Here is a 23,564-nt window from a genome sequence, read left to right on the forward strand (position 1 = left end):
AACACTATGATGACCCCTGAACAGAAATTTGCCCGCTGGGTAAGGGTGAGTATTGCCGCCTTCCTGGCCATATTCGCCTGGTTTATCGTTGCCGATATCTGGATCCCGCTCACGCCGGACTCCACCGTGATGCGCGTGGTCACGCCGGTCTCGTCGCGCGTCTCCGGCTATGTCTCCCATGTCTATGTGCACAACAACAGCCAGGTGAAGAAGGGCGACCTGCTCTATGAACTGGATCCGACGCCGTTTATCAATAAAGTGGAAGCGGCGCAGATCGCCCTTGAACAGGCGAAACTCAGCAACCAGCAGCTGGACGCGCAGATCGCCTCTGCCCGCGCCAACCTGCGCACCGCCCAGTACACCGCGCGCAACGATAAGGTGACCTTCGATCGTTACCAGCGCCTGAGCACCATGCAGAACGTCTCTCAGTCGGATCTGGATAAAGTGCGTACCACCTGGCAGACCAGCGAGCAGTCGGTCAGCGCGCTCAACGCCAGTATCCAGAATCTGCTGATCCAGCGCGGCGAGCGCGACGATGAGCGCAACGTCACGCTGCAGAAGTACCGCAACGCGCTGGAAGAAGCGCAGCTTAACCTCGGCTGGACGAAGGTCCGCGCGGAGACTGACGGCATGGTGAGCAACCTGCAGCTTAACCCCGGTCTGTACGCCACCGCCGCCACGCCGCTGCTGGCGCTGGTGAGCAATCAGACCGATATCGTCGCCGATTTCCGTGAAAAGAGCCTGCGCCACACCGGCGTCAATACCGATGCCGCGGTGGTGTTTGATGCGCTGCCGGGGAAAGTCTTCCCGGCGCACGTCACCAGCAGCGATGCCGGTATTCTGGCCGGCCAGGAAGAGGTCAATGGCCAGCTGTCGCAGCCGGAGCAGTCTACCCGCTGGGTGCGCGACGCGCAGCGCATGCGTATTCACGTTGCCCTGGACGAGCCGCTGGATAAGCCGCTGCCCACCGGCGCCCGCGCGACGGTACAGCTTTATAACAGCGATGGCCCGTTTGCCCGCACCTTTGCCGGCGCGCAGATCCATCTGGTGAGTCTGCTGCACTATGTCTATTAATACCCTGGCGCGGGTTTTCACCCCGCACGGCAACATCGTCTATACGGCCAACGATTTTCGCCAGACGCTGCGTATCGCCGTGGCCGGCACTATCGCACTGAGCATTTCGACCTTCTACGACGTAAAGTACGGCGTCTTTTTCGTGGTTTATCCGCTGATGCTGCTGTCGCTGGTGCCGGTATTTAATCGTCACGTGGCGCGGCAGTTTGTGTTCAGCGCGGCGGTAAACTGCGTCGAAATGGTGCTGATCGTCGGCTATCTGTCGCAGTGGCCGGTGATCATGACGCTGGTGGTGTTTGGCCTGTACGTGATGCGCTTTCGCTTTATGAGCCAGGGGCCGCTGTTTTTGCTGGGATCGATGGGCGTGGTGTGTCAAAGCACGATGCTCAACTTTATGAGCTATCCCACCAGTAACTGGCACACCCTGATGTTCTCCAATATGGAGGCCTGCGTGATGGCGGTAGCGCTGAGCGCATTGCTCAACTACTTCATCCCGGACGTTGAACCGCGCAAGCCGCCGCCGCGCATTGAAAAAGACGCCGCCCGTATTCGCCACGAATCGCTGCTCTCCGGCAGCGTGGCGACAATGATCTTTGTGATCTTTCAGGTCTGCGATCTGAGCGACTCGCTGTCTGCGCTGATGGCGGGGATTTTAATTCTGTTCCCGATGCACTATCGCGGCGCGGTGATCAGCTCGATCTGGCGTGTGGTGGGGGTAGTGCTGGCCTGCCTTTATATTCTGGTGGTGCAGCTGATTATCTACGACTTCAGCAACCATATGTTGCTGATGATGCCGCTGATTGGTCTCGGCCTGGCGTTTAGCGCCCGTCTGCACGTGATGGAGAAAGTGGGGGCTGGCGTTGGCTTCGCCAGCATCACCACCATCGGCATCATGTTCGGTCAGAACCTGCATCCGGACCAGGACCTGGTGTTCAGCGATCTGTACCGCATCACTTCCGTCACCGTGGCGCTGATCGTCACGCTGACCATGGTCTTCCTTATGCATCGGCTGCTGAACTGTTTTGCGCCAACGCGATTCGTGGTGACCGAATAAGCTCAGGCCGCCAGCGCCCGCTGCGCGTCGCGAAAAGCGTTGTGCAGCAGCCGCCACATATGATGCGCCGCCGGGGAAAAGCGGCGGTCGGAGTTGCGTAGCAGGTGGCACTGGGCGCTGCTGGCGATAGGATGGTCGATGGGGACTGCGGTCAGAATACCGTGGGCGATCGCTTCCCGGGCGGCGTATGCGGTCATAAAAGAGATCCCTAATCCCGCCTGGCTCAGGCTCATGGCGGTGGAAAAGAGGTTGCAGCGATAGGCCGGATGAAACTGCCGTCCAGCGGTTTTGAACATGGCGTTCATATGACGCTGCAGGCCAAAGCTGTCGGTGAGCGCGATCAGGCGATATTGCGTAAGCTCATCGATGGTGACGGCGGGCAGGGCAGCGATGGGGTGCTGTGGCGAGACCACGGCGCAGATAGGGCCCCACTGGAAGCTGTGGCGTTTAAGCTCCGGGTTGCCGATGGGGCCAAAGGCGACCGCCATATCCGCTTCGCCGCTGGCGATATCGTTGAGCATCTCCTGCATGCTGCCGACAATAATATCCACGAATACGTTAGGCCAGGACTGCGCAAAGGTGCTCATCACCGATTCAATAAAGGTGGTGACCAGCCCGCCGCCAATCCTCACTGAAATTGTCCCGCCGCGCATATGGCGTAAATCCTTCAGGTGACTTTCCAGCTTTTCCCGGCGTTGGCGGCTTTCGAAGTAGTCCTCCGCCAGCAGGCGCCCTGCTTCGGTGAGCACCACGTTTCGCCCCTGCCGTTCCAGCAGCGGCAGCTCCAGCGCCCGTTCCAGCTGCGCTATCTGGCGGCTGATGACTGACGGGTTGATGCCCAGCATATCGGCGGCCCGGCGAATGCCTCCCTGAATCCCGACTTCATACAGATAGCTCATTGGCCTCTCATGCAACATCGTTTCTCGCTCCTTTGTTGACCTGTAGTCAACAATAACACCCTTTCACAGGTATTTATCATCCCGGCAAGTTATAGATAATCGTAATTCGGACAAAAACTGACAGGGAGGAAAATTCTCATCGCTTATTTCCGGCGTGCTATTAAGGTGGTAAGGCTCGGGGAGTTGAAGAATAAGAAATGGTGATGATGCTGATTAAGGGAATATGGAAAAGCCTATCAGTGAAAATAATAAATTCGAATAACAATAAATTGACATAATTTCAAATTGCAAACAATCGCACTAACATTTCATTATGTGAGAGGACAGGGTATGAGTGAAAATAAAACGTTGGAATGTTCCTCCGACGAAACGGCAAATGAGTGGAAAGTCGGGCCCGGCGCCTGGATTTCACTGATCATCGTATTGTTAGTTTTCTCCGGATTATTGTTTAAGGTTGAAGGCATGGCCTGGCTGGGGGCGTTTGACTTTACCACCCTCGGCGGCGCGTTCGGCACCATGAAAACACCGGAAACCAACACCTTTATCGGTAGCGGCGGCATCAGCGCCAAGGCCGGCTTCCTGTTTGCCCTGTCGCTGGTGCCGACGGTGATGCTGGCGCTGGGGCTGCTGGAGATATTTACCCACTACGGCGCGATCCGCGCGGCGCATAAGCTGCTGACCCCGCTGCTTCGCCCGCTGCTCGGGATCCCGGGTTATACCGGCTTGGCGCTGATTACCGATTTACAGAGTACCGATGCCGGCGCGGCGCTGACTAAAGAGCTGTATGACAGCGACAAAATAAATCGTAAGGATCTGGTTATTATGGGCGCCTGGCAATATTCTGGCGCCGGTCTGATTAATAACTACTTCTCGATTGGCTCAGCGCTGTTCGCTTCATTAACCATTCCTATCATTATTCCGCTGCTTTTAATGTTTGTGCTGAAATTTGTCGGCGCGGCAATCACGCGTCTGGTTCTGAATACCGCTTATAGAAGGGATTTTGAAAATGAATAATTCGGCAAAAGTCGGCAGTAACCCGTTCGATATTTTCGTTATCGGGGCGCGCAAAGGATTTAATATCGCGATCAACAATCTGATGCCGAATGTATTAATGGCCTACGTGATCGCTGAAATGCTCAATTTGCTCGGCGTGATGCAGATCATCGGCCACGTCTGCGCGCCGCTGATGGGCCTGTTTGGCCTGCCGGGCGAAGCCATTACCGTATTGCTGACCTCCTGGCTTTCCGCCTCTGCGGGAACCGGCGTGGCGGTGAGCCTGTTGAGCAAAGGCACCCTCAACGTGGCGGATATCACGATTCTGATCCCGGCGATTTTCCTCATGGGTTCGCAGCTTCAGTACATGGGGCGCCTGCTCGGCGTGGCGGATGTCCCGAAAAAATATTGGCCGCTGCTGATGGCGGTGAGCATTATCAATGCCGTCATCGCCATGCTGGTCATGCGCGTGATTGCATAATAGAAGGCAAGGAGTAAGACGTGTCGCGAACTTTAGAGCATTTCAATTATCTGCACCAAATCCCTGAACTGGGCTTTGAGGAGCACAAAACGTCGGCATACATCGGCGATGCATTAGAAGCCGCGGGGTTTCAGGTTCAGCGCAACGTCGGCGGCACCACCGGCATTGTTGCGCTGCTGGATAGCGGTAAGCCGGGGCCGGTCGTGGCGCTGCGGGCGGATATGGATGCGCTGGGCCATATCATTGATGGCCGTTTAGAGGCTCGCCATACCTGTGGTCATGACGGTCACTCTTCGGTGGTGTTGACCGCCGCGGAAGAGATCCTCGCCGAAGGGCTGGTAAAGCGCGGGAAGCTGAAAATACTCTTTCAGCCCGCTGAAGAGCTGGGCACCGGGGCGATCGCGCTGACGGAAGCGGGCGTGCTGGACGACGTAGAGATGCTGTTCGGCTTCCACCTCAGGCCGCTGGAGGAGTGTCCGAAGGGCAAGGCGGTCCCGGCGATGTACTACTCCGCCTCGGCGACGGTGATGGTTGATTTCCACGGCAAAGCCGCGCATGCCGCCCGGCCTCATCTGGGCGTTAACGCGCTGGATGCCGCGTCGCACGCGGTGCAGGCGGTAAACGGGATTCATCTGGCGCCTTCGCTGACCTGGAGCGCTAAAGCGACGCGCTTTCTGTGCGATGCGGGAGTGACCAACTCGGTGCCGGCAAAAGCGCACGTGTGCTGGGATCTGCGCAGCGCGGAAAATGACGGTATGGCGACGTTGAAAGAGCGGGTGGTGCGGGCGATAGAAAGCAGCGCGGCGGCTTACGGCGCCACCGTCGATATCCAGATCGTCAAGGAGATGCCCGCCGCGATTATCGACGAACAGGCTACGGCTATCGTCAGCCAGGCGATTCGCGAAACGTTTGGCGAAGCCGGCTTAACGGCGGCGAAGAGTACGCCGGGCAGTGAGGACTTTTTCCACTACCTGCGCCTGCGTCCACAGGTGAAGGGCGGGTTCTGGGGTCTGGGCTGCGACCTGCTCCCAGGGCTACATCATCCGGAGATGCGCTTCGACCGCGCCGCGCTGGCGGATGGCGTGCGGGTGTTTAAATCCTGCATTCGCCAGCTGCTGGGCTGAGGGAACAAACCCGGATATTGTGCTCGCTGTACGCCGCCGGGCGATGATTCGCGCCTGGGTTACGCCTGCGGCGGAAACTGAGCCAGCAGCTGATAATCATCCCCGGCGACGCGAAACAGGGCTGCCGTTTGGCCGGGGAGAATCCACTTCTGTTCTTCGCCCGGCGCACAGCTCAGATAAATGCACAGCCCGCAGCCGCCGCGCAGCTGGCGCGGAATGTCCTTCACCCGGAAGGACGCCCCCGCCGCCTGCAGGGCTTTGCGCATCCGCACTACCCCCACCGTTGAGTGAAATAAAAACAGATATTCCGTCACCGGCGGCTCCTCTGACGTAAGCCGATCAGCGCTGCGCCGATCGCCCCGGCAAACTGCGCGTCGGGATGCGTCTGCACCGCCATACCCATGTGCCCCTCCAGCCTCCGCGCGAAGGCCGCGCAGTGGCTGACGCCGCCGGTAAACAGCAGCGGCCCCTGTGCCGAAAGACGACCGATAAAATTGGCGCTGCGTCGGGCCATGGCGTTGATCACCCCGGCGAGGATCGCCTCCGGCGGCACCCCGGCCGAACGCAGGCTGATGACCTCGGATTCGGCGAATACCGTACACATGCTGGTAATCGCATGGGGCTCAACGCCTTCGGTGATGCTGTCGAGCTGTTCGACGCTGGCCCCCAGCGTACGCGAGATCACTTCCAGAAAGCGCCCGGTGCCCGCCGCGCATTTATCATTCATCAGAAAATCGGTGAGATTACCCGCCTCGTCCAGTTGGATAACCTTACTGTCCTGGCCGCCGATGTCGATGACCGTCCGGGTCTGCGGGGCCAGCAGCCGCGCGCCGAGCCCGTGGCACGAGATCTCGGTGACCTGCTTATCGGCGAAATCCACAAGCTGGCGTCCGTAGCCGGTTAAGGTTAAAAAGGGGCGTTCGCTCAGGCCAGCGCGGAGCGTTTCCCACGCCTCAACGATGGCGTCGGCGGGGCGAAACGGCGTCGGGCAGAGAAAGCGGCGCTGAATCACGCCGTCTTCAAGCAGGATGCCTTTGGTGGCGGTGGATCCGGAATCAATCCCTACGGTAACGGTCACGTGCGCTCCTAAAGCATCTCAATAAAGGCCGCCACGCGGGTGCTGAGCTGGCCGATATCCGCCGTTGAATAGTCGGTCTCAATGGCGATATAGGGGATGTCGTGCTGCTGGCGCACGTGGCGTTTTATCGCCAGCGACTCCACCGCGTAGGTATGGCAGGCCTGCAGAATGACGTCTACCACGCCGTCCGCCTGATATTCATCCACCATCTGGCTAAGCAGGGAGAGTCGCTGGTCGTTCGGCGAGATGCAGGAGCAGCCGATGGCGAGATATTTATCGGTCAGGGCGTCGTAAACGTCGCCCGTCTCCTCCACGCAGCGCTCGGTGGCTTTCGCGCCGGTGCAGTTTTCAAAACCGACCACCCAGCCGCCGTTGTCCTCAATGGCCTTCACCACTTTTTCCGCCGCGCCGCCGATCGGGCAGCCGGTGATCAGAATACGCGGCCGCGCCGCCAGCCGTTTGCCCTCTTGCCACTGCAGGCGTACCCGATCCGCCATGTCGTTGAGCTCATCGATCAGCGCCGCTTTATCGAAGCGGAAGGTCGCGCCGTAGACCACTTTTAAAATATCGCTGCCGCTGAGCGCGGGCGGGTTGAGCTGCCCGACGCGATAAAAGTTCGCCAGCGCCCGCCGTTCGCGGTTCTTGAGGATAATCGCCTCGCGCAGGGCGGCTTCGGTGATCGGCGTACCAAAGCGATCTTCCACTGCCTTCTGCAGGCGCAAAATTTCCGCTTTCCATAACGCTCGCGAGGCATCATCGCTGGCGCTGTTCGGCAACTGCATCACGTGTACGGCTTTGAATTCGGCCATGTATTCGTACATTTTCTTTTTGCCGTCGCAGGTGGTTTCGCCCACCACGAGGTCGGAAAAGTAGAAGTAGGGGCATTTGTCGGTCTTGCCAAAGCCGTAGCTGCTTTTTATCAGCGGACAGAGGTTGCGCGGCAGATCTTTTTCCGCCTCTTCAATCGTCTCGTCGGAGGTGGAGCACAGCGACACCACCACTGCGCCGGCGGCCAGCGGAATTTCCTGCGGCATAAAGGTGCAGTAGGTGCCAACCAGCGGTATATTTTGCTCTTTAAGCTCCATGACCGTGAGGAAACCCTGCTGGCGGGCTGCGGAGAAGTGGTCAAAGATGGCGGGTAGATCGGTGATAAGCGACATGGTTTTCCTTCCCCGTACACGGGAGATGATGAAAGAGGTCGCATTATACCCCTGTTTATTGCATGGATTTATTGATCTCCCGCTAATAGACTTTTTTCAGGTCCATCTCTTCCTGAATCCGATCGCTCCACGCAAGGTGGGTGGCGATGGCCGCATCAATCCCGGCGTTATAAAACATTGGACCCAGCTCTTTCGCAATAAAGTCGACAAAGAATTCCGCGTCAAATTGCTCCAGCTCCAGCTCAAAATTCTCTTCGCAGTATTTACACAGCTTCTCGCGCAGCAGATCGCGTTGCGGCGGGCTGAGATCGATATCGCTCATGGCGTTCCTTAATCAATATTGTTACGGTGAATCAGGGCCGCTGATTATATCCGATAGCGACGCTCCCGTGGGGTTATAGCGTGATGTTTTTGGTCGCAGTGAAGGAGAATGAATAAATAGTTCAGGAGATAATTGTGACAGAGGTCACGGTATTCCCTGTGTAATGGAGACTATAAGAGATATTCTCATAACTTTATGAATTTAAATGAGATATTATGATTTTTATGATGTGAATAACATTTAGTTGCGCTCGCCTTTTTTCAGCATGTCGGTATCTGGATGAATAATCTATGAACCTGATTTCAGGTTATCTGGCTTACGGGATTTTTCTATAAGTACATTCTGACGGCGATTCATTTATCAGGGGTGAAGGATGAAACGCGTAAAACTGGATATGAATGTTTTTGACGCTGCTCTGATGCGCCTGGATTGGGTATTTGATACTTTCGAGCAGGTCTGTTTATCTTTTTCGGGTGGCAAAGACTCAACGGTATTATTTCATCTGGCGGCGGCCGTTGCGCGTAAAAAAGGGAAAAAGTTTGCGGTATTGTTCGTGGACTGGGAAGCACAGTATTTATTAACTATCCAGCACGTGCAAAATATGAAAGAGCGCTATCAGGACGTGGTGAGCCGCTTCTACTGGGTGGCGCTGCCGATGACCACGGTGAGCGGCGTATCGCAGCATGAGCCGGAATGGGTCGCCTGGCGGGCCGGTGTTGAATGGGTAAGGCAACCGCCGGATGACGCCATCACCGATATCGATTTTTTCCCTTTTTATCAGCCGGAAATGACGTTTGAAGCCTTTGTTCCGGCCTTTTCGCACTGGCTGGCTGCCGGGAGAAGCCTCGCTTCGCTGATCGGTATCCGCACCGACGAGTCGCTACATCGCTACATGGCGCTCACTTCGCCGACCAAACTGCGCTTTGAGGACGATAAGCCATGGACCACCGCCTCGCCGGAAGGGTTCAGCTACACCTGCTATCCCCTCTATGACTGGCGGACCCGCGACATCTGGATCTTTAATCACAAGTCGCGGCTCCCCTACAACCCGCTCTATGACCTGATGCACCGCGCCGGCGTACCGCTGAAAAATATGCGCGTCTGCGAGCCCTTCGGCCCCGAGCAGCGGCGCGGGCTGTGGCTTTATCACATTCTTGAGCCGGAGACCTGGGAGCGGATGTGCCGTCGGGTCTGCGGCGCGCACAGCGGCGCGATTTACGCCAACGCCAGCGGCGACTATTTTGCGCTGAAGACCAAAATCCGCAAACCGGCGCATTTTAGCTGGCGTGAGTATGCGCTCTTTCTGCTCGACAGCATGCCGGAAAAAACCGCCGAGCATTACCGCAATAAAATCGCTATTTATCTGCACTGGTACCAGACCCGCGGTTTCCCTGACGATATCCCCGATGAGCAGGAAAAAGATCTCGGCTATCGCGATATTCCCTCATGGCGTCGCATCTGCAAGACGCTGCTGAAAAACGATTTCTGGTGCCGGATGCTGTCGTTCAGCCCGACGCAGCCTAAGCACTATGAGCGTTACTGTCGGCTGGTGAGTAACAAACGTAAAGAGTGGAGGACGCTTTGATGTCACCGGATGTGGCTAAGACAGTGATTGAGTATCTCGAGTCGTTTGACGATATTGACCTGAAAATCAAAGCGATTAACGAGCTGAAGAGCCTGATCCACCAGCACAGTCCTTTCTGCCGCGAGCCGGTAGACTGCGTGCTGTGGGTCGAAGCCAACACGGTTGAGGCGAATGACTACAACCCGAACGTGATGGCGACGGTGGAAAAAAAGCTGCTGGAGCGCTCTATCGAACTGGATGGTTTTACCCAACCGGTAGTGGTAGCCCGCCAGCAGCGACGCCACCTGGTTGTCGACGGCTTTCATCGCCATCTGATTGGTAAGAGTCGCCCGGAGCTGAGCCGCCGCCTGCATGGGTATCTTCCGGTGACGCTCATCAATGCCGAGCGGGAGGGGCAGAAAGAGCGTATCGCCGCCACCATTCGCCATAATCGCGCCAGGGGCAAACATCAGATCGCGGCGATGTCCGACATCGTCCGCGATTTACATCGCCAGGGGTGGGACGACCGACGCATCGGCGAAGAGCTCGGTATGGATGCGGATGAGGTGCTGCGCCTGAAACAGATCAGCGGCCTGACGGAGCTGTTCGCCGACGAAAGCTTTAGTGAAGCCTGGACCGTGGAGTAGCCAATGCGCGCTACTCCTGCGCCAGCGTGGCTTCCGGCTGCTGGCGTATCCGGCTTAATAAACCCGCCAGACAGCACGCGGCCGCGATCCCCGCCGCCACCCCCAGCAGATGAAAAGGCAGCCTGCCGCCGTTAAACCACAGCCAGCGCGCCGCTTCGATAGAGAGCGCGCTGACGCTGAGGATCACGATGTTCAGCGACGCGGAAACCGTGCCTTTTGGCAGATCGTTTGAAAACAGAGTAAAGCGGAACAGCGTCGGGAAGATCAGCCCGATGCCGAAAGCATAGAAGCAGGTGCCGAGCACCGACCACAGCCAGACGTGCGGCCACAGCAGGTTGCCGAGGATCAGGATCGCCAGCCCGGTCATCTGGATGGGCACCGCGCGCCAGATAAAGCGCGGGCGGGTGGGATCTTTTACCCAGCGCGCCACCGACAGGTTGGCAATAATCACCGCGCTGAAGACCGGTACCTGGGTCCAGGCGAACTCGGCGGTAGTCAGCCCGCCGTCGTCAATCAGGATAACCGGCGAGACCGCAACCCAGCTCATCAGTGGAATATAGCTGAGCGAGAGCGTGGCGGCGCCGAACAGAAAAACGCGGTTGCGGAAAACATCGCGGAAATCGCGCAGCACGCCGCTGGCGCTGAAGGGGACGTCGCCGCGCCGGACGGTCTCCGGCATATTCAGCAGCAGCCCCAGCCAGGCGATAAACCCCATAACGGCAATAATCCCGAACAGCGCTTTCCAGTGCACGAAGTGCATCAGCGCCGCGCCGGAGAGCGGGCCAATTATTGGCGCGATCAGCACGATCGAGGTAATAATCGCCATCAGCTTAATGGCTTTTGTCTGGCCGAACGCCTCCTGCACGGTGACGTAGCCGACCGTGGCGATAAAACAGATGCTGGTGCCCTGAACAAAGCGCGCGGCGAGGAACTGCTCCATTGAGGTGGTGAACAGGGTCGCGAAGCAGGCCAGGGTAAAGATCAGCGCGCCGGTGAGCAGCACCGGGCGGCGGCCGATACGATCGGAGAGCGGCCCGAGCAGCCACTGTAGCGCCATGCCGCCGGCCATATACAGGCTAACGGAGGCGGGCGCCAGCGCCACGTCGGCGTCAAAGTCGCGGACCACGTGGATAATACCCGGCTGGATAAGATCGGTGGTCAGATAGGCGGCAAAGTCATAGAGGATCAGCGCTGCCGGGAAGAACAGGGTGGCGGAATGGCGGGCAAAAAAGCGGGTCATCCATTGCAACATCGGTGGGCTCCTTGTTGAGTCTCTACGCCATAAATAGCCGTTTATGCGCGCACTATTTCAGCACTTCACACTGCAATAAATTTAGGGTCAACCTAAATATCCATGTTCTTTTAGTGGCCAATATATATTGGCGTAAGGAATACTTTAAAAACAAACAGTTGAATTAAATATGTAAATGCAGCAGCGCCGGGATTTGTGAAAACAGCCACAGCAGCAGACCGATAGTGCCGCCAACCAGCGTGCCGTTGATGCGGATAAACTGCAGGTCCTTACCAATGTTCAGCTCGATTTGTCGGGACATATCGCGGGAGTCCCAGCTTTTGACCGTATCGCTGATATGGCGCGTCAGGAAGGTGGCAAACTCCGGGGCCACCCGGTGCGCCGCCTGCTCAAGGTGTTCGTTCAGCGATTCTCGCAGCGCCTCATCGTGGAGCAGCGTTTCGCCAAACCACTGCCCGGCTTCGGCAATGCGCTGCTTAATACGTGAATCGTCGCTATTAACATCGTTTTTAACCCAGCCGCGCAGATCGGCCCATACCTCGCCCAGATAGCGGTTAAAGGTCTCATCGTTTTTCAGATAGGCTTTAATATTGTCCGCTTTTTCCGCCATCAGCGGATCGGACTTCAGGTTGTCGATCAGCTTCAGCGCCGCGCGATCGAAGGCCTGGCGGATCTGATGGGCGCGATCCTGACTCACTTCGTCGAGCAGCGTGTTAACCGCATCGGTAACCATTTCAGCGCTGTGCTCGCCAAGCCATTCGGTAGGCAGCAGTCTGGCTTTAAGCGGATGCTCGGTCTCCAGCCAGTGTACGATTCCGCGGGCAATAAACGCCCGCGAGCTGTCGCGCTGGAGCAGGGCGATCAGCTGGCTAATCAGCGAATCGAGCAGCTTCTGGTGGCGGTTATCGCGCGTCAGCCCCTCCAGCATCATGGCGCTGGTTTGGGTTAAATCGACCTTATCAATCGCTTTATGCACCGCCCGACGCAGCAGGCGCTGAATGCGCGCGTCATCGGTGAGCTCGAGAAACCCGCTCATCACTTGCAGCAGATGCTGGCCGACCCGCCGCGCGTTTTCCGGCTGGCTGAACCAGTTACCGAGCATCAGCGCCGGTTCATAGCGGCGGATCAGCGCCACCAGCGACGGCGTATCAAGAAATTTTTCCTGCACGAAATAGCCGAGATTATCGGCAATCCGATCCTTATTACGCGGAATAATCGCCGTATGTCGCGAAACGAACGGCAGCGGAATACGGCGAAACAGCGCGACTACCGCAAACCAGTCCGCCAGCGCGCCGACCATTGCCGCTTCGGAAATAGCCTTTAGCGCACCGACCCATGGCGTTGGCGGCAGCACGAGGGTAGTGATAAAAATGGCGGCTGCAATCAGCAGCAGCGAGAGCGCCAGCAGCTTGGCGCGTTTCAGTTCAGCGAGTTTTTCCATAAGCTTAAGCATATAGCCTGACGGCGAACTCGTGCAAAAACTGCCACACAATCCAACAACCAAAAGCCATCAATACGCCGCCGGCCGTGCGCTCGACTCGCCAGACGACGGCGGAAAGGCGGCGCTGCACCGACGGTAGCGCAATCAGCGTGACCAGCAACAGATCCCATATCAACACCACGCTGGTCATCCAGGCCCCGCTGACGGCCTGCTGCACCAGCGTGACGTTCGGTCCCAGCAGGGAGGTCATCAGCGCGAGGTAGAACAGCGCGTTTTTCGGATTGAGCAGCGAAGAACCCAGCCCGAGAAAAAGCTGCTTCACCAGCGGCGGGCGCGAAGCCGAGGCGCCGTGCAGCGCCAGCGTGGCCGGGCGGCTTCTGAGCAGCAGGCTGCCAATCCACAGCAAATACGCCGCGCCCAGCAGCTCAATCGCCGTAAACAGCAGCGGCGCCTGGCGCAGGATCCCCCAGCCGATAATCGCCAGAAGAATATACAGGCCGTTTCCGGCGGCGATGCCGAGACACAGGCCAACGCTGCCGCGCAGGCGATAGCGGATGGCGTAGCCCACCAGCAGAAAAAAATCGGGTCCGGGGCTCAGCAGGGCGACAAAATGGGAGAGCGCCAGCGCGGGGAAGGCGGAGGGAAAGAGCGTAGCGAGTATGTCCATAGCAACCTCAGTAATAACCTGAGGTCACCCTACGCCAGCGCGAACGCTAATTATTGTCTGTTATTGATCGAGATTGCGCATACTGGCGCGGCGTGGCGGCGGTATAGCTGACAAAGGTTTTATGAAAGTGGCTCTGGTCGGCAAACCCGGCCTGGTAGCCCACATCGGCGATATTATCCCCGGCGCGCAGACGCGTTTTGGCGAATTCAATCCGCGCGATATTGATAAAGCTGGCGGGCGTCAGGCCGGTATCCTGCTTGAAGGCGCGGATCAGCGTCTCTTTACGCAGCGAAAACTCATCGGCGAGGCTATCCAGCGTCGGCGGCGCCTGCAGATTGGTTGCCAGACGACTGAACAAACGCGCGCTGGTTTGGCTTAGCGCTGCAGGCGCGAGCGGGCGCAGCGGCAGGCCGCGCAGCAATCGGGCGACGCTTTCGGGTAACGTGGCGGTGTTCTGCTGGCTCATCAATTCCACGATTTGCAAATACCGGGCAAAGAGTTCGGCATCGCGTATTACCGGCTGGGAGGCTATTAACCGCTCTTGATGCATATCGTTGGCCAGCTGTCGCCGGCACCAGCTTAGCTCGAGATAGAGCATATGGTAGCTGCGCGGCTGGCCGTCGCGCGGATTGCAGCTGTGGGGGGCCTGGGCGGGGATAGTAATCAGATCGCCCGGCCGCAGCAGATACTCCTGCCCGTTGCAGATACAGCGCGTTTCCCCCTCGATAATCGCCCCCACGGAGAGCTGCGGATGGCGGTGACGTTTATAGGCCTGGCGGCTGTTCCAGGTACTGCGCAGCTCCAGCCAGGGCAGCTGTTCGTCGCGCCAGAAGGTTTGCTGAATATCGCGCGTATGGCTCACGATGGGCTCCTTAGCTGAGAGGGATAGCTGTTTATACCATGCCGTTTCCGCTGGTGGATATTATCGCTGTGCCTGATGACGAAATTGTCCAACATCGAAGACTCGCCTGACTGGAGATGATGCAAAATATATTTATCAGCGCGATTGGCTGGGTTTTATGGAACCTCTGACGGCCATTTTGCTTAGCGGATACGCTTATGACAGGCAGCTAACACGCTGTTTAATTACCTGATTCACTCGGGCAAAGCGCTTCGGTTGGGGAAATTTATCCGCGAAGTGGGGCGCAGGCAGGGGAAGCGGGAAGGTCGACTTGAGGGCGTTTAGGAGGGGCTGCGGGCCGAAGCGCTGCGTATTGCTCAAACGATGCTCGCCGAAGGTATGGCCCTGGAAACGGTGCTGAGAATTACCGGTTTGTCTGAGGCGGACATTCGGGCCGTTATTCACTAACTCATTGATATTAAGTTTTTATTTCTGAGCGATATATGCCGATAGGGCGATCTGTTTCATTTCTGGAAAATTCTGTATCTCTCTGAGTTTGGCCGCATCCTCAGCTATCTCGACTACCCTTAATATCCTGTGCGGTATTTATGACTGCGTTAACAGCGATAACAAGGAGACATACGATATGGCTTATCAGACGGTGAATCCTGCCAATAACCAGCTTATTAAAGAGTTTCCGGCACACAGTGACGCGGACGTAGAAGCGGCTCTGCAGAAGGCGGATGCGCTTTATCATTCGCCGTGGGCGAAAGGGGATATTGACCAGCGCCTGCCGGTACTGCATAAACTGGCGGACTTGATCGACAGCCGGGTTGAAGAGTTGGCTAAAATCGCCAGCCAGGAGATGGGCAAACTGATTGAGCAAAGCCGCGGTGAAGTGAAGCTGTGCGCGCAAATTGCTCGTTACTATGCCGACAACGCCAAACAGTTTTTGGCGCCGGTGAAGTATCCGTCAGATTTGGGCGAAGCCTGGGTTGAACACCATCCTATCGGCGTGTTGATGGCTGTAGAACCGTGGAACTTCCCTTATTACCAGCTTATGCGCGTACTGGCGCCGAACCTGGCGGCGGGGAACCCGGTTATCGCTAAACATGCCAGCATCGTCCCGCACTGTGCGGAAACCTTCGCCCACCTGGTACGTGAAGCCGGCGCGCCGGAAGGGGCGTGGACTAACCTGTTTATTTCTCAGGATCAGGTGGCGAAGATTATCGCCGACGATCGCGTACAGGGTGCGGCCCTGACCGGGTCGGAAAAAGCCGGTGGCGTGGTGGCGGCGCAGGCGGCTAAACACATCAAGAAAGCGACGCTTGAACTGGGCGGAAACGATGTCTTTGTGGTCCTGGACGATGCCGATCTGGCGAAGGCGGTGAAGATCGGCGTGCAGGCGCGGCTCAACAACGCAGGCCAGGTGTGCACCGCGGCGAAGCGCTTTATCCTGCATGAAAAAATTGCCGACTCGTTCCTGAACCAGTTTACCGAGGCCTTCCGTCAGGTGAAAATCGGCGATCCGCTGGATGAGAGCACGACGCTGGGGCCGCTCTCCTCAAAAGATGCGCTGGACACACTGACCAGGCAGGTGAGTGACGCGGTGAAAAACGGCGCGAAGCTGCACCTGGGCGGTAAACCCGTGCAGCGTGAGGGCAGCTTTTTCGAGCCCACCATACTCACCGGTATTACCCGCGATAACCCGGCCTACTTCGAAGAGTTCTTCGGCCCGGTTGCGCAAATCTACGTGGTGAAAGATGACGATGAGGTGGTGAAGCTGGCTAACGATTCGCACTATGGCCTTGGCGGAGCCGTATTCAGCCAGGATATCGAAAGAGCGAAACGCATGGCCTCGCGGATTGAAACCGGGATGGTCTATATCAACTGGCTAACCGATACCGCGCCGGAGCTGCCGTTTGGCGGCGTTAAGCGTTCCGGGTTTGGCCGCGAGCTTTCCGATCTCGGGATTAAAGAGTTTGTGAATCAGAAGCTGGTGGTCGTGCATAAATAACGGCGTGAAAGACAAAAACCTGCCATCCGGCAGGTTTTTTTGTGTTCACTGAACTTCAATCTTATCCCAGCCGCTCTTAAACATGCAGCTGTCGACGAGCGTATCTCTGCGCCCCTCATTGGCATCCTCAACCGTATAGCTGGTGGAAATATCCTTTTTCTTGTTCTTTTTGTCCGTTTTTTCCGAGCTTGAACCGGTAACGACGTTATCCGGGGGGAGATCGATCAGCGCCTGCGCTTCGCATTCCGTGAGCTTTTTATTCATCTCCGTATCGCTGACGCCCGGCTTCACCCATTTGTACTGGACGCAGCCTGACAGCAGCATGGTGAAGCTCAAAACGCAAAGCGCGGCGAAGCGGCTGTTCATCAGAAGGTAACCCCACCGCCGACATAGGCGCCGTCGATCAGCGTGTGGCCCGGGCGGCCATCTTTGCCGTCGACGCTGACATGACGATAGCCCACTTTCAGCGTCACCGGGGTGATGGGCGTCCAGCTTACGCCGCCGTTGGCTTCAACGTAGTTTTTGACGCTGTTGTTCAGGCCCTCCGGTGCGGCATAGCCCTCACCATAGAGATGAATGCTGTCGGTCAGGGCCACATTGACGCCGCCGCCAATGGGAAAGGCTACGCCGTTATCGCCTTTTTTTGGGCCGAGGTAGATGGCTTTCGCGCCGGCGTTGAACATCACCGGGCCGAGTTCCAGGTTATAACCCGCGCCGACGCCGCCTGTCTGGGTACCGTCATCGGTATTTTTGAGCCAGTTGCTTTCCACATACAGGCCAGAGGAGGATTTCCCCATTTCCAGATTCAGGTTGGTGAAGTTCTTGCCCTGCTCAACGGTGCCGCCCATCGCGAGCGCGGATCCCGAGACGGCAGTCAACGCCGAGAGAAGAAGGATATTCAGCTTTTTCATGTTTTATGCCTCATCATTACATTACGCGGAGGGCACCTTAACAATCGATTTTTATGACTGCAAATCAGCTAGCGATGACTGTTTTATGCTAATTTTGTTATTAGATATATTTATTTGTGTTGTTTGTTAGTTGTTTTTACTGCGGAGTCAATGGCTAATCTTTAGCCGTTGAGCGTGAGTTGAATCTTTTGGCTAAATATTCGCTGAACGGGCGAGAAAAATCGGTTGTTGACGCAATAATTGCCTTTCTAATTATTTCCAAAAACATTTCTGTTGTTACATATAAGAACAGAATTTTACATTTCATTCGCGCACTCCCCCTCCCGAAGAGGGGGATAAGCTGCGTGGCTACTTGCGAAGGCTCGCAAATGCGGTGCGAATCTCATCTTCCGGAAGCTGTATTCCAATAAATACCAGAGTGCTGTGCGGCCGCTCATCGCCCCACGGCCGATCCCAGTCGGCGCTGTATAGCCGTTGAACGCCCTGGAACAGCAGGCGGTTGGGCTCGCCATCGATCCACAGCATCCCTTTATAGCGCATCAGCTGTTCTGCAAAGGTGAGCAGCAGGTTTTCCATCACCCGCGACACCTCACTGATATCCACCGGATAATCCAGCTCCACTACGATAGACGACACGTCGTTCTGCTTATCGGCCATAAAGTGGAAGCGCGGTTTGCTGCTGACCACGTTCTCTTCCAGCATAAAGCCGCTGGTGTTAAACAGCAGGTTCAGGTCGATATCGCCGTGGGTGACGTTGTAAATCGGCGCGCGGGCGTTAATTCGTATCAGCCGTTCGCGGAGCTTGTCGCTGTCGCCCGCCACGTCAGTTTTGCTGAGCAGGATGCGATCGGCATAGCCCACCTGCGACTGGGCGATGGTGAACTGATTCATCTGCTGGTCGGCATGCACCGCGTCAACCAGCGCAATCACCCCATCCAGCAGGTAGCGTTCACACAGCACATCGTGAGAGAAAAAGGTCTGAATGATCGGGCCGGGGTCGGCCATGCCGGTGCATTCGATCACCAGCCGGTCAAACGCGATGTCTCCGCGATCGAGGCTGTCGAGCAGATCGAGCAGGGCGTCTTCCAGCTCGTTGGAGCGGGTACAGCAGATACAGCCGTTGGTCAGAGTTTTAATCTGCGTGGCGCGATCGCCGATAAGCTGGTTATCGATGGCGACTTCGCCAAATTCGTTTTCAATAACGGCAATTTTAAAGCCGTGCCGTTCGTTCAGGATATGGCGCAGCAGGGTGGTTTTACCGGCGCCAAGAAAACCGGTTAACAGGGTAACTGCAATCGGTGCCATGTTTGCCTCCATTAGCAGCAGCGTACGCCGCCTTTGCCGTCGCCGCCGTAGCGGGCCTGCTGGCGTTCGCGAAAGAATTCGTCGTAGGTCATGTACGGCTGGTCCGGATGGTTAGTCTGCATATGCTCGACGTAATTATCGTAATCCGGAATGCCGATCAGCATTTTCGCTGCCTGACCGAGGTATTTTTTTGCCTGACCTAAGTTACCAAACATTGTGAGTCCCAGAGAACGAATAAAGCCGGATGGCGGCTAGCGCCTTATCCGGCCTACAAACATTCGTTTGTGTAGACCGGATAAGCGTAGCGCTATCCGGCATTAAGGTTTAGTGATGGGAAGAGGTCTTCACGCCGCCTTCCGGTACCGGCACGTACGGGGTCTCCTTGTCGGTACGCACTTTATTGTTGCGCACGTTGAGCCAGGTTTTGATGCCGTAGAAAATGATGCTGTAAACCACCACCAGGAACAGAATGCTCAGACCCGCGTTGGTGTAGTTGTTCACCACGATATGGTTCATGTTGGCAATCTGCTGCGCGGTCAGTTCGCCGCCGGAAGCGATCTTCTCTTTGTACTGCTGCGCCATGAAGAAGAAGCCTTCCATCTGCGGGTTGGTGCTGAACAGTTTCAGACCTAGCGCCCAGGTGGTGCACAGTAGCAGCCAAGCGGCCGGGATCACGGTGACCCAGATATATTTGGTGCGCTGCATTTTGACCAGCACCACGGTGCCGAGCACCAGCGCCACGGCGGCCAGCATCTGGTTAGAGATGCCGAACAGCGGCCACAGGCTCTTCACGCCGCCCAGCGGGTCGACCACACCCTGATACAGCAGGTAGCCCCACAGGCCGACGCAGCCCGCGGTACCGATAACACCGGCCACCAGCGAGTCGGTTTTCTTGAGGAACGGCACGAAGTTGCCCAGCAGATCCTGCAGCATAAAGCGGCCTGCACGGGTACCGGCATCCAGCGCGGTGAGGATAAACAGCGCTTCAAACAGAATACCGAAGTGGTACCAGAAGCCCATATCCGCCATCGGGATGATTTTGTGGAATACGTGAGCGATACCCACGGCCAGCGTCGGCGCGCCGCCCGCGCGGTTCAGTACCGACGGTTCGCCGATATCTTTCGCGGTTTGCAGGATTTGCTCAGGAGAGATCACAAAGCCCCAGGAGCTAACGGTCGCCGCCGCGTGCGCGGTGACATCCCTCAGCTGCGCGGCAATCAGCGCGGCGTTTTCACCGCCCATTTCATGCAGGTTCGGCATGGTGATGCCGAGGCCAGCCGGTGGGGTGTTCATGGCAAAGTAGAGGCCCGGTTCGATAATCGATGCCGCAACCAGCGCCATGATAGCGACGAAAGATTCCATCAGCATCGCGCCGTAGCCGATAAAACGGGCATCGGTTTCGTTGGCCAGTAGCTTCGGCGTCGTACCAGAGGCGATCAGGGCGTGGAAGCCAGAGACCGCGCCGCAGGCGATGGTGATAAACAGGAACGGGAACAGGGCGCCTTTCCACAGCGGGCCGGTACCATCAATGTACTGGGTCACTGCCGGCATTTTCAGGTCCGGGTTGAGGATAACGATCCCCAGCGCCAGGCCGACGATCACGCCGATTTTCAGGAAGGTGGCCAGATAATCGCGCGGCGCCAGAATCAGCCATACCGGCAGCAGCGCGGAGATGAACGCGTAGCCAATCAGGGTAAAGGTAATGGTGGTGTCTTTAAAGGTCAGCGCCGGGCCCCAGTACGGGTCGTGGGCAATGATGCCGCCGAACCAGATGGATGCCACCAGCAGCACGATACCGATAACTGAAACTTCACCCACGCGGCCAGGGCGCAGGAAGCGCATATAGATACCCATAAACAGGGCAATCGGCACGGTCGAGCAGACGGTGAATACGCCCCACGGGCTTTCCGCCAGCGCTTTCACCACGATTAACGCCAGCACTGCGAGGATGATGATCATTATCAGGAAGCAGCCGAACAGCGCGATGGAACCCGGCACCGGACCCATCTCCTGCTTGATCATTTCTCCCAGCGAGGCGCCGTTACGCCGCGAGGAGATAAACAGCACCATAAAGTCCTGCACCGCCCCGGCCAGCACGACGCCCGCCAGCAGCCACAGGGTACCCGGCAGGTAGCCCATCTGCGCGGCGAGCACCGGCCCTACCAGCGGACCGGCGCCAGCGATAGCGGCAAAGTGGTGGCCGAACAGCACGTAGCGGTTGGTCGGGACGTAGTTCAGGCCATCGTTGTTTATGACCGCTGGCGTAGAGCGCGTAGGGTCGAGCTTCATCACCTTTTGCGCGATGTACAGGCTGTAATAACGGTAGGCGACGAGGTAGACGGAAACCGACGCCACCACGATCCACAGCGCACTGACGTGCTCACCGCGGCGCAGAGCGACGACTGAGAGGCAAAATGCCCCGATGATTCCGAGAATCACCCAAGGTATGTGCTTGAGTAGTTTTTTGGTATCCATAGTAAAACCTGGCGTTAATTAGATTAATAATTGGCCGAAGCCGTCTGGTTTTGTGTTTGGGTTGGTGGAGGTATTGATTAGCTATGCTGGCTCCGATCTTGCCAGAACGCCGTGTGCGTAAAGTTGGGTAAATCGGTGAGTGGTTATATGCGGGGTTAAGCGGTCGCTAGCCGGGGTAAGCGGTTGGCTATGAAGTGAGCAGGAGGAAAATATGTGATTGAGATCACAGGGGTTTGTGGTGTGGCACGAGTCATACCAGCGGCAGATTATATCAATTCAAACTCATTATTCTCATTTCGTAATGAATTCACATTTCACCTTTATTACTGAAATATATTCACCGATCCAATAAAAATATCCCGCCATTGATGAATTCGCCGTTGAATTATTATTGCGGTGATTGCCTTATTAATATGAGTTGATATTTGTGTGCGTTCGCATGTATTTAATTGCCATTATTGAATGCTTGTCATCGACATGGATAGCCCTGGCTTAAAAAATAATGAATAAATGGAGTTTAATTCATAAGGTTTTTATTATCTCTGCGCTGCCAGTGTGGGGGTACGCCGCGCCTGCGGATACCGTACGTGAGCAGCAGTTCATCAACCAGCAGCAGCGCCAGCAAGCCCTGGAAAGTCAGATCGCGCCGCCGTCACCGGATATTCATTTATCCGCGGAAGGAATAAATGTCGATGATGGGCTATTTCCCGGAGAACAACCTTGCTTTGCTATTTCTCAGGTTATTTTGCAGGGCGCCGAAGCCTTACCGCATTGGCTTCCGCTCCAGCGCCAGAAAAATAAAGTGATTGGGCGTTGTCTGGGAGGAAAGGGAATAAATCTACTGATGGCCAAATTGCAGAATATATTAATCGACCGCGGTTATATCACCAGCCGGATCCTTGCTCCGCAGCAGGACTTAAAAAGCGGTGTTTTACGCCTGGTAGTGATGCCGGGATATATCCGTGAAGCCAGGCTTACGGCGCAGAGCGATGATTATCTGTGGCTGGCGAGCGCATTTCCGGCGACTGATGGGAAACTGTTGGATTTGCGCGATATTGAACAGGGGCTGGAAAATCTGCAGCGCCTGCCGACGGTACAGGCCAGCATGGAAATTGTTCCGGGCGAGATGCCGGGGCAAAGCGATATTGTCATTAACCGCCAACAGGAGCGCTTCTGGCGCGTCGACGCCTCGCTCGATGATTCCGGCTCTAATGCCACCGGCCGTTATCAGGGGAACCTGACGCTGTCACTGGATAACCCGCTAGCCTTAAGCGATCTTTTTTACCTTTCCGGTTCACATAACCTCGATGGCAACGGCGGTAAATCCTCGAAGAACCTGACCGGCCACTATTCGGTCCCGCTGGGCTACTGGCAGTTCCTGTTAACCGCCAGCCAGTACGATTACGTGCAAACCGTGGCGGGGGCTAACGGCGATTACCAGTACAGCGGTAAAAGCAAGAACGTTGATTTCCAGCTTAGCCGCGTACTGCACCGTAGCGGTAGTCAGAAGACCACTCTTAGCGCCGATGTGTTAGCCCGCGAGCAGCAGAACTTTATTAACGACACCGAGATTGCCGTCCAGCGGCGGCAAACGGCGGCCTGGAAGCTTGGTCTGCAGCATCGCCATTACCTTGGCAACGCCACTCTCGATGGCGGAGTGAGCTACCAGCGCGGTACCCGCTGGTTCGGCGCTCAACCCGCGCCGGAAGAGCAGTGGGGGGAAGCAACCGCCCTCAGCAAGATCCTGCAATTTAATGCTCAGCTCAATTTGCCTTTTGCCTTGGGCGGGCAACGTTTTCGCTTTACCAGTCGCTATCAGCGGCAGATGAGCAGCACGGCGCTGACTTCGCCGGATATGTTTTCCATCGGCAACCGCTGGACGGTTCGCGGCTTTGACGGCGAGCGCACCCTGACCGCCAGCCACGGCTGGTACGTACGTAACGATATCGCCTGGTCGACCCCGTTACCGGGGCAGGAGTTTTATCTGGGAGCGGATTACGGCGAAGTCGGCGGCGCAGGCAGTGAAACGCTGGTGGGCAAACACCTCGCCGGAGGCGTGGCAGGGCTGCGCGGCCAGTACCTACGCGCCAGCTACGACCTGTTCGCCGGTATCCCTTTAGACAAACCCGATGGTTTTAAAACCGAACCGGCAACTTTTGGTTTCAGCGTCAGCTGGAGCTACTGACTTTTACTCACGCGCCGTCCGGCGGCGCGTGCTGCGCACAGGGATGATTTTCCGCGCCGCGGTGGACAACGGAT

At 56.8% G+C, this 23,564-nt stretch carries 23 protein-coding genes; 9 read left to right on the forward strand and 14 right to left on the reverse strand.

The annotated features are described in order from the left end of the window. Positions 1 to 6: 6 nt before the first annotated feature. A complete protein-coding gene (locus IYV58_RS03355; protein WP_049113042.1) occupies positions 7 to 1,074 on the forward strand; it encodes an HlyD family secretion protein in 1,068 nt (355 codons plus the stop codon). Then, the gene (locus IYV58_RS03360; protein WP_195729427.1) at positions 1,064 to 2,128 is read left to right on the forward strand and encodes a DUF2955 domain-containing protein; all 1,065 of its coding nucleotides are present in this window, start codon (positions 1,064 to 1,066) and stop codon (positions 2,126 to 2,128) included. Before IYV58_RS03355 ends, IYV58_RS03360 begins: the two co-directional genes overlap by 11 nt. Before the next feature lie 2 nt (positions 2,129 to 2,130). Here IYV58_RS03360 and IYV58_RS03365 read toward each other — a convergent pair whose 3' ends face one another. Then, on the reverse strand, positions 2,131 to 3,045 hold the full coding sequence (locus IYV58_RS03365) for a LysR family transcriptional regulator (RefSeq protein ID WP_004098266.1): 915 nt from the start codon (positions 3,043 to 3,045) through the stop codon (positions 2,131 to 2,133). Positions 3,046 to 3,357: 312 nt separating this feature from the next. Between IYV58_RS03365 and IYV58_RS03370 the strand changes: the two genes are divergently transcribed. From IYV58_RS03370 to IYV58_RS03380, 3 genes are read left to right on the forward strand one after another with little or no spacing between them, the layout of a single operon-like run. Beyond that, positions 3,358 to 4,041 carry a nucleoside recognition domain-containing protein gene (locus IYV58_RS03370; protein ID WP_004128538.1) on the forward strand — a complete coding sequence of 228 codons (684 nt, stop codon included), beginning with the start codon at positions 3,358 to 3,360 and terminating at the stop codon, positions 4,039 to 4,041. Continuing rightward, positions 4,034 to 4,501, forward strand: a complete 468-nt coding sequence (locus IYV58_RS03375; protein ID WP_004128539.1) for a YjiG family protein — start codon at positions 4,034 to 4,036, stop codon at positions 4,499 to 4,501. The genes IYV58_RS03370 and IYV58_RS03375 overlap by 8 nt, the downstream gene beginning before the upstream one ends. A 20-nt stretch (positions 4,502 to 4,521) precedes the next feature. Next, on the forward strand, positions 4,522 to 5,625 hold the full coding sequence (locus IYV58_RS03380; RefSeq protein WP_087828878.1) for a M20 peptidase aminoacylase family protein: 1,104 nt from the start codon (positions 4,522 to 4,524) through the stop codon (positions 5,623 to 5,625). 59 nt (positions 5,626 to 5,684) lie between these two features. Here IYV58_RS03380 and IYV58_RS03385 read toward each other — a convergent pair whose 3' ends face one another. The 4 genes from IYV58_RS03385 to IYV58_RS03400 form a co-directional block, all read right to left on the reverse strand. Continuing rightward, a complete protein-coding gene (locus IYV58_RS03385) occupies positions 5,685 to 5,939 on the reverse strand; it encodes a putative Se/S carrier protein (protein WP_004128543.1) in 255 nt (84 codons plus the stop codon). Then, positions 5,936 to 6,703, reverse strand: a complete 768-nt coding sequence (gene yjiL / locus IYV58_RS03390; protein WP_004128545.1) for a putative 2-hydroxyacyl-CoA dehydratase activator YjiL — start codon at positions 6,701 to 6,703, stop codon at positions 5,936 to 5,938. Before yjiL ends, IYV58_RS03385 begins: the two co-directional genes overlap by 4 nt. A gap of 8 nt (positions 6,704 to 6,711) precedes the next feature. Next, positions 6,712 to 7,863, reverse strand: a complete 1,152-nt coding sequence (locus IYV58_RS03395; RefSeq protein WP_004128548.1) for a double-cubane-cluster-containing anaerobic reductase — start codon at positions 7,861 to 7,863, stop codon at positions 6,712 to 6,714. Positions 7,864 to 7,945: 82 nt separating this feature from the next. Continuing rightward, positions 7,946 to 8,185 (reverse strand): DUF2164 domain-containing protein, encoded by a 240-nt coding sequence (locus IYV58_RS03400; RefSeq protein WP_004128551.1) that lies wholly within the window; start codon positions 8,183 to 8,185, stop codon positions 7,946 to 7,948. Positions 8,186 to 8,558: 373 nt separating this feature from the next. Here IYV58_RS03400 and IYV58_RS03405 point away from each other — a divergent pair, with 373 nt between their 5' ends. Continuing rightward, entirely contained in the window at positions 8,559 to 9,770 is a 1,212-nt protein-coding gene (locus IYV58_RS03405; RefSeq protein WP_004128554.1) for a phosphoadenosine phosphosulfate reductase, read from the forward strand. Then, a complete protein-coding gene (locus IYV58_RS03410) occupies positions 9,770 to 10,396 on the forward strand; it encodes an IbrB-like domain-containing protein (RefSeq protein ID WP_004128557.1) in 627 nt (208 codons plus the stop codon). The genes IYV58_RS03405 and IYV58_RS03410 overlap by 1 nt, the downstream gene beginning before the upstream one ends. Positions 10,397 to 10,406: 10 nt before the next feature. Here IYV58_RS03410 and mdtM read toward each other — a convergent pair whose 3' ends face one another. From mdtM to IYV58_RS03430, 4 genes are all read right to left on the reverse strand, one after another. Then, complete coding sequence (gene mdtM, locus IYV58_RS03415) at positions 10,407 to 11,648, reverse strand: multidrug efflux MFS transporter MdtM (protein ID WP_049113053.1); 1,242 nt, start codon at positions 11,646 to 11,648, stop codon at positions 10,407 to 10,409. A gap of 163 nt (positions 11,649 to 11,811) precedes the next feature. Continuing rightward, on the reverse strand, positions 11,812 to 13,101 hold the full coding sequence (locus IYV58_RS03420) for a DUF445 domain-containing protein (protein ID WP_004128562.1): 1,290 nt from the start codon (positions 13,099 to 13,101) through the stop codon (positions 11,812 to 11,814). Further along, positions 13,094 to 13,756 (reverse strand): LysE family translocator, encoded by a 663-nt coding sequence (locus tag IYV58_RS03425; RefSeq protein WP_004128563.1) that lies wholly within the window; start codon positions 13,754 to 13,756, stop codon positions 13,094 to 13,096. Before IYV58_RS03425 ends, IYV58_RS03420 begins: the two co-directional genes overlap by 8 nt. Positions 13,757 to 13,802: 46 nt before the next feature. Further along, positions 13,803 to 14,618: an AraC family transcriptional regulator gene (locus tag IYV58_RS03430; RefSeq protein ID WP_049113054.1), complete on the reverse strand. Its 816-nt coding sequence runs from the start codon at positions 14,616 to 14,618 to the stop codon at positions 13,803 to 13,805. A 625-nt stretch (positions 14,619 to 15,243) separates the two neighbouring features. Between IYV58_RS03430 and IYV58_RS03435 the strand changes: the two genes are divergently transcribed. Further along, complete coding sequence (locus IYV58_RS03435) at positions 15,244 to 16,614, forward strand: NAD-dependent succinate-semialdehyde dehydrogenase (protein WP_004128567.1); 1,371 nt, start codon at positions 15,244 to 15,246, stop codon at positions 16,612 to 16,614. A 45-nt stretch (positions 16,615 to 16,659) separates the two neighbouring features. Here the strand turns inward: IYV58_RS03435 and IYV58_RS03440 are convergent, their stop codons facing one another. The 5 genes from IYV58_RS03440 to IYV58_RS03460 all read right to left on the reverse strand — a co-directional run bounded on the left by IYV58_RS03440 (position 16,660) and on the right by IYV58_RS03460 (position 21,305). Further along, positions 16,660 to 16,980, reverse strand: coding sequence for a hypothetical protein (locus tag IYV58_RS03440; protein WP_004128569.1), 321 nt, complete (start codon positions 16,978 to 16,980; stop codon positions 16,660 to 16,662). Continuing rightward, on the reverse strand, positions 16,980 to 17,525 hold the full coding sequence (locus tag IYV58_RS03445; RefSeq protein WP_004098290.1) for a YfaZ family outer membrane protein: 546 nt from the start codon (positions 17,523 to 17,525) through the stop codon (positions 16,980 to 16,982). The genes IYV58_RS03440 and IYV58_RS03445 overlap by 1 nt, the downstream gene beginning before the upstream one ends. 348 nt (positions 17,526 to 17,873) lie before the next feature. Further along, positions 17,874 to 18,830 (reverse strand): GTPase, encoded by a 957-nt coding sequence (gene yjiA, locus IYV58_RS03450; protein ID WP_004128572.1) that lies wholly within the window; start codon positions 18,828 to 18,830, stop codon positions 17,874 to 17,876. Between the two features lie 11 nt (positions 18,831 to 18,841). Then, positions 18,842 to 19,045 (reverse strand): YbdD/YjiX family protein, encoded by a 204-nt coding sequence (locus tag IYV58_RS03455; protein ID WP_004108577.1) that lies wholly within the window; start codon positions 19,043 to 19,045, stop codon positions 18,842 to 18,844. 109 nt (positions 19,046 to 19,154) lie between these two features. Beyond that, positions 19,155 to 21,305 (reverse strand): carbon starvation CstA family protein, encoded by a 2,151-nt coding sequence (locus IYV58_RS03460; protein WP_004128574.1) that lies wholly within the window; start codon positions 21,303 to 21,305, stop codon positions 19,155 to 19,157. A 502-nt stretch (positions 21,306 to 21,807) separates the two neighbouring features. On the opposite strand from IYV58_RS03460, the gene IYV58_RS03465 reads away from it, so the two are divergent. Then, a complete protein-coding gene (locus IYV58_RS03465) occupies positions 21,808 to 23,490 on the forward strand; it encodes a ShlB/FhaC/HecB family hemolysin secretion/activation protein (protein ID WP_195729428.1) in 1,683 nt (560 codons plus the stop codon). The last annotated feature ends 74 nt before the right edge of the window (positions 23,491 to 23,564 follow it).

The organism is Klebsiella sp. BDA134-6 (assembly GCF_015601345.1).
Lineage (GTDB): Bacteria > Pseudomonadota > Gammaproteobacteria > Enterobacterales > Enterobacteriaceae > Klebsiella > Klebsiella grimontii.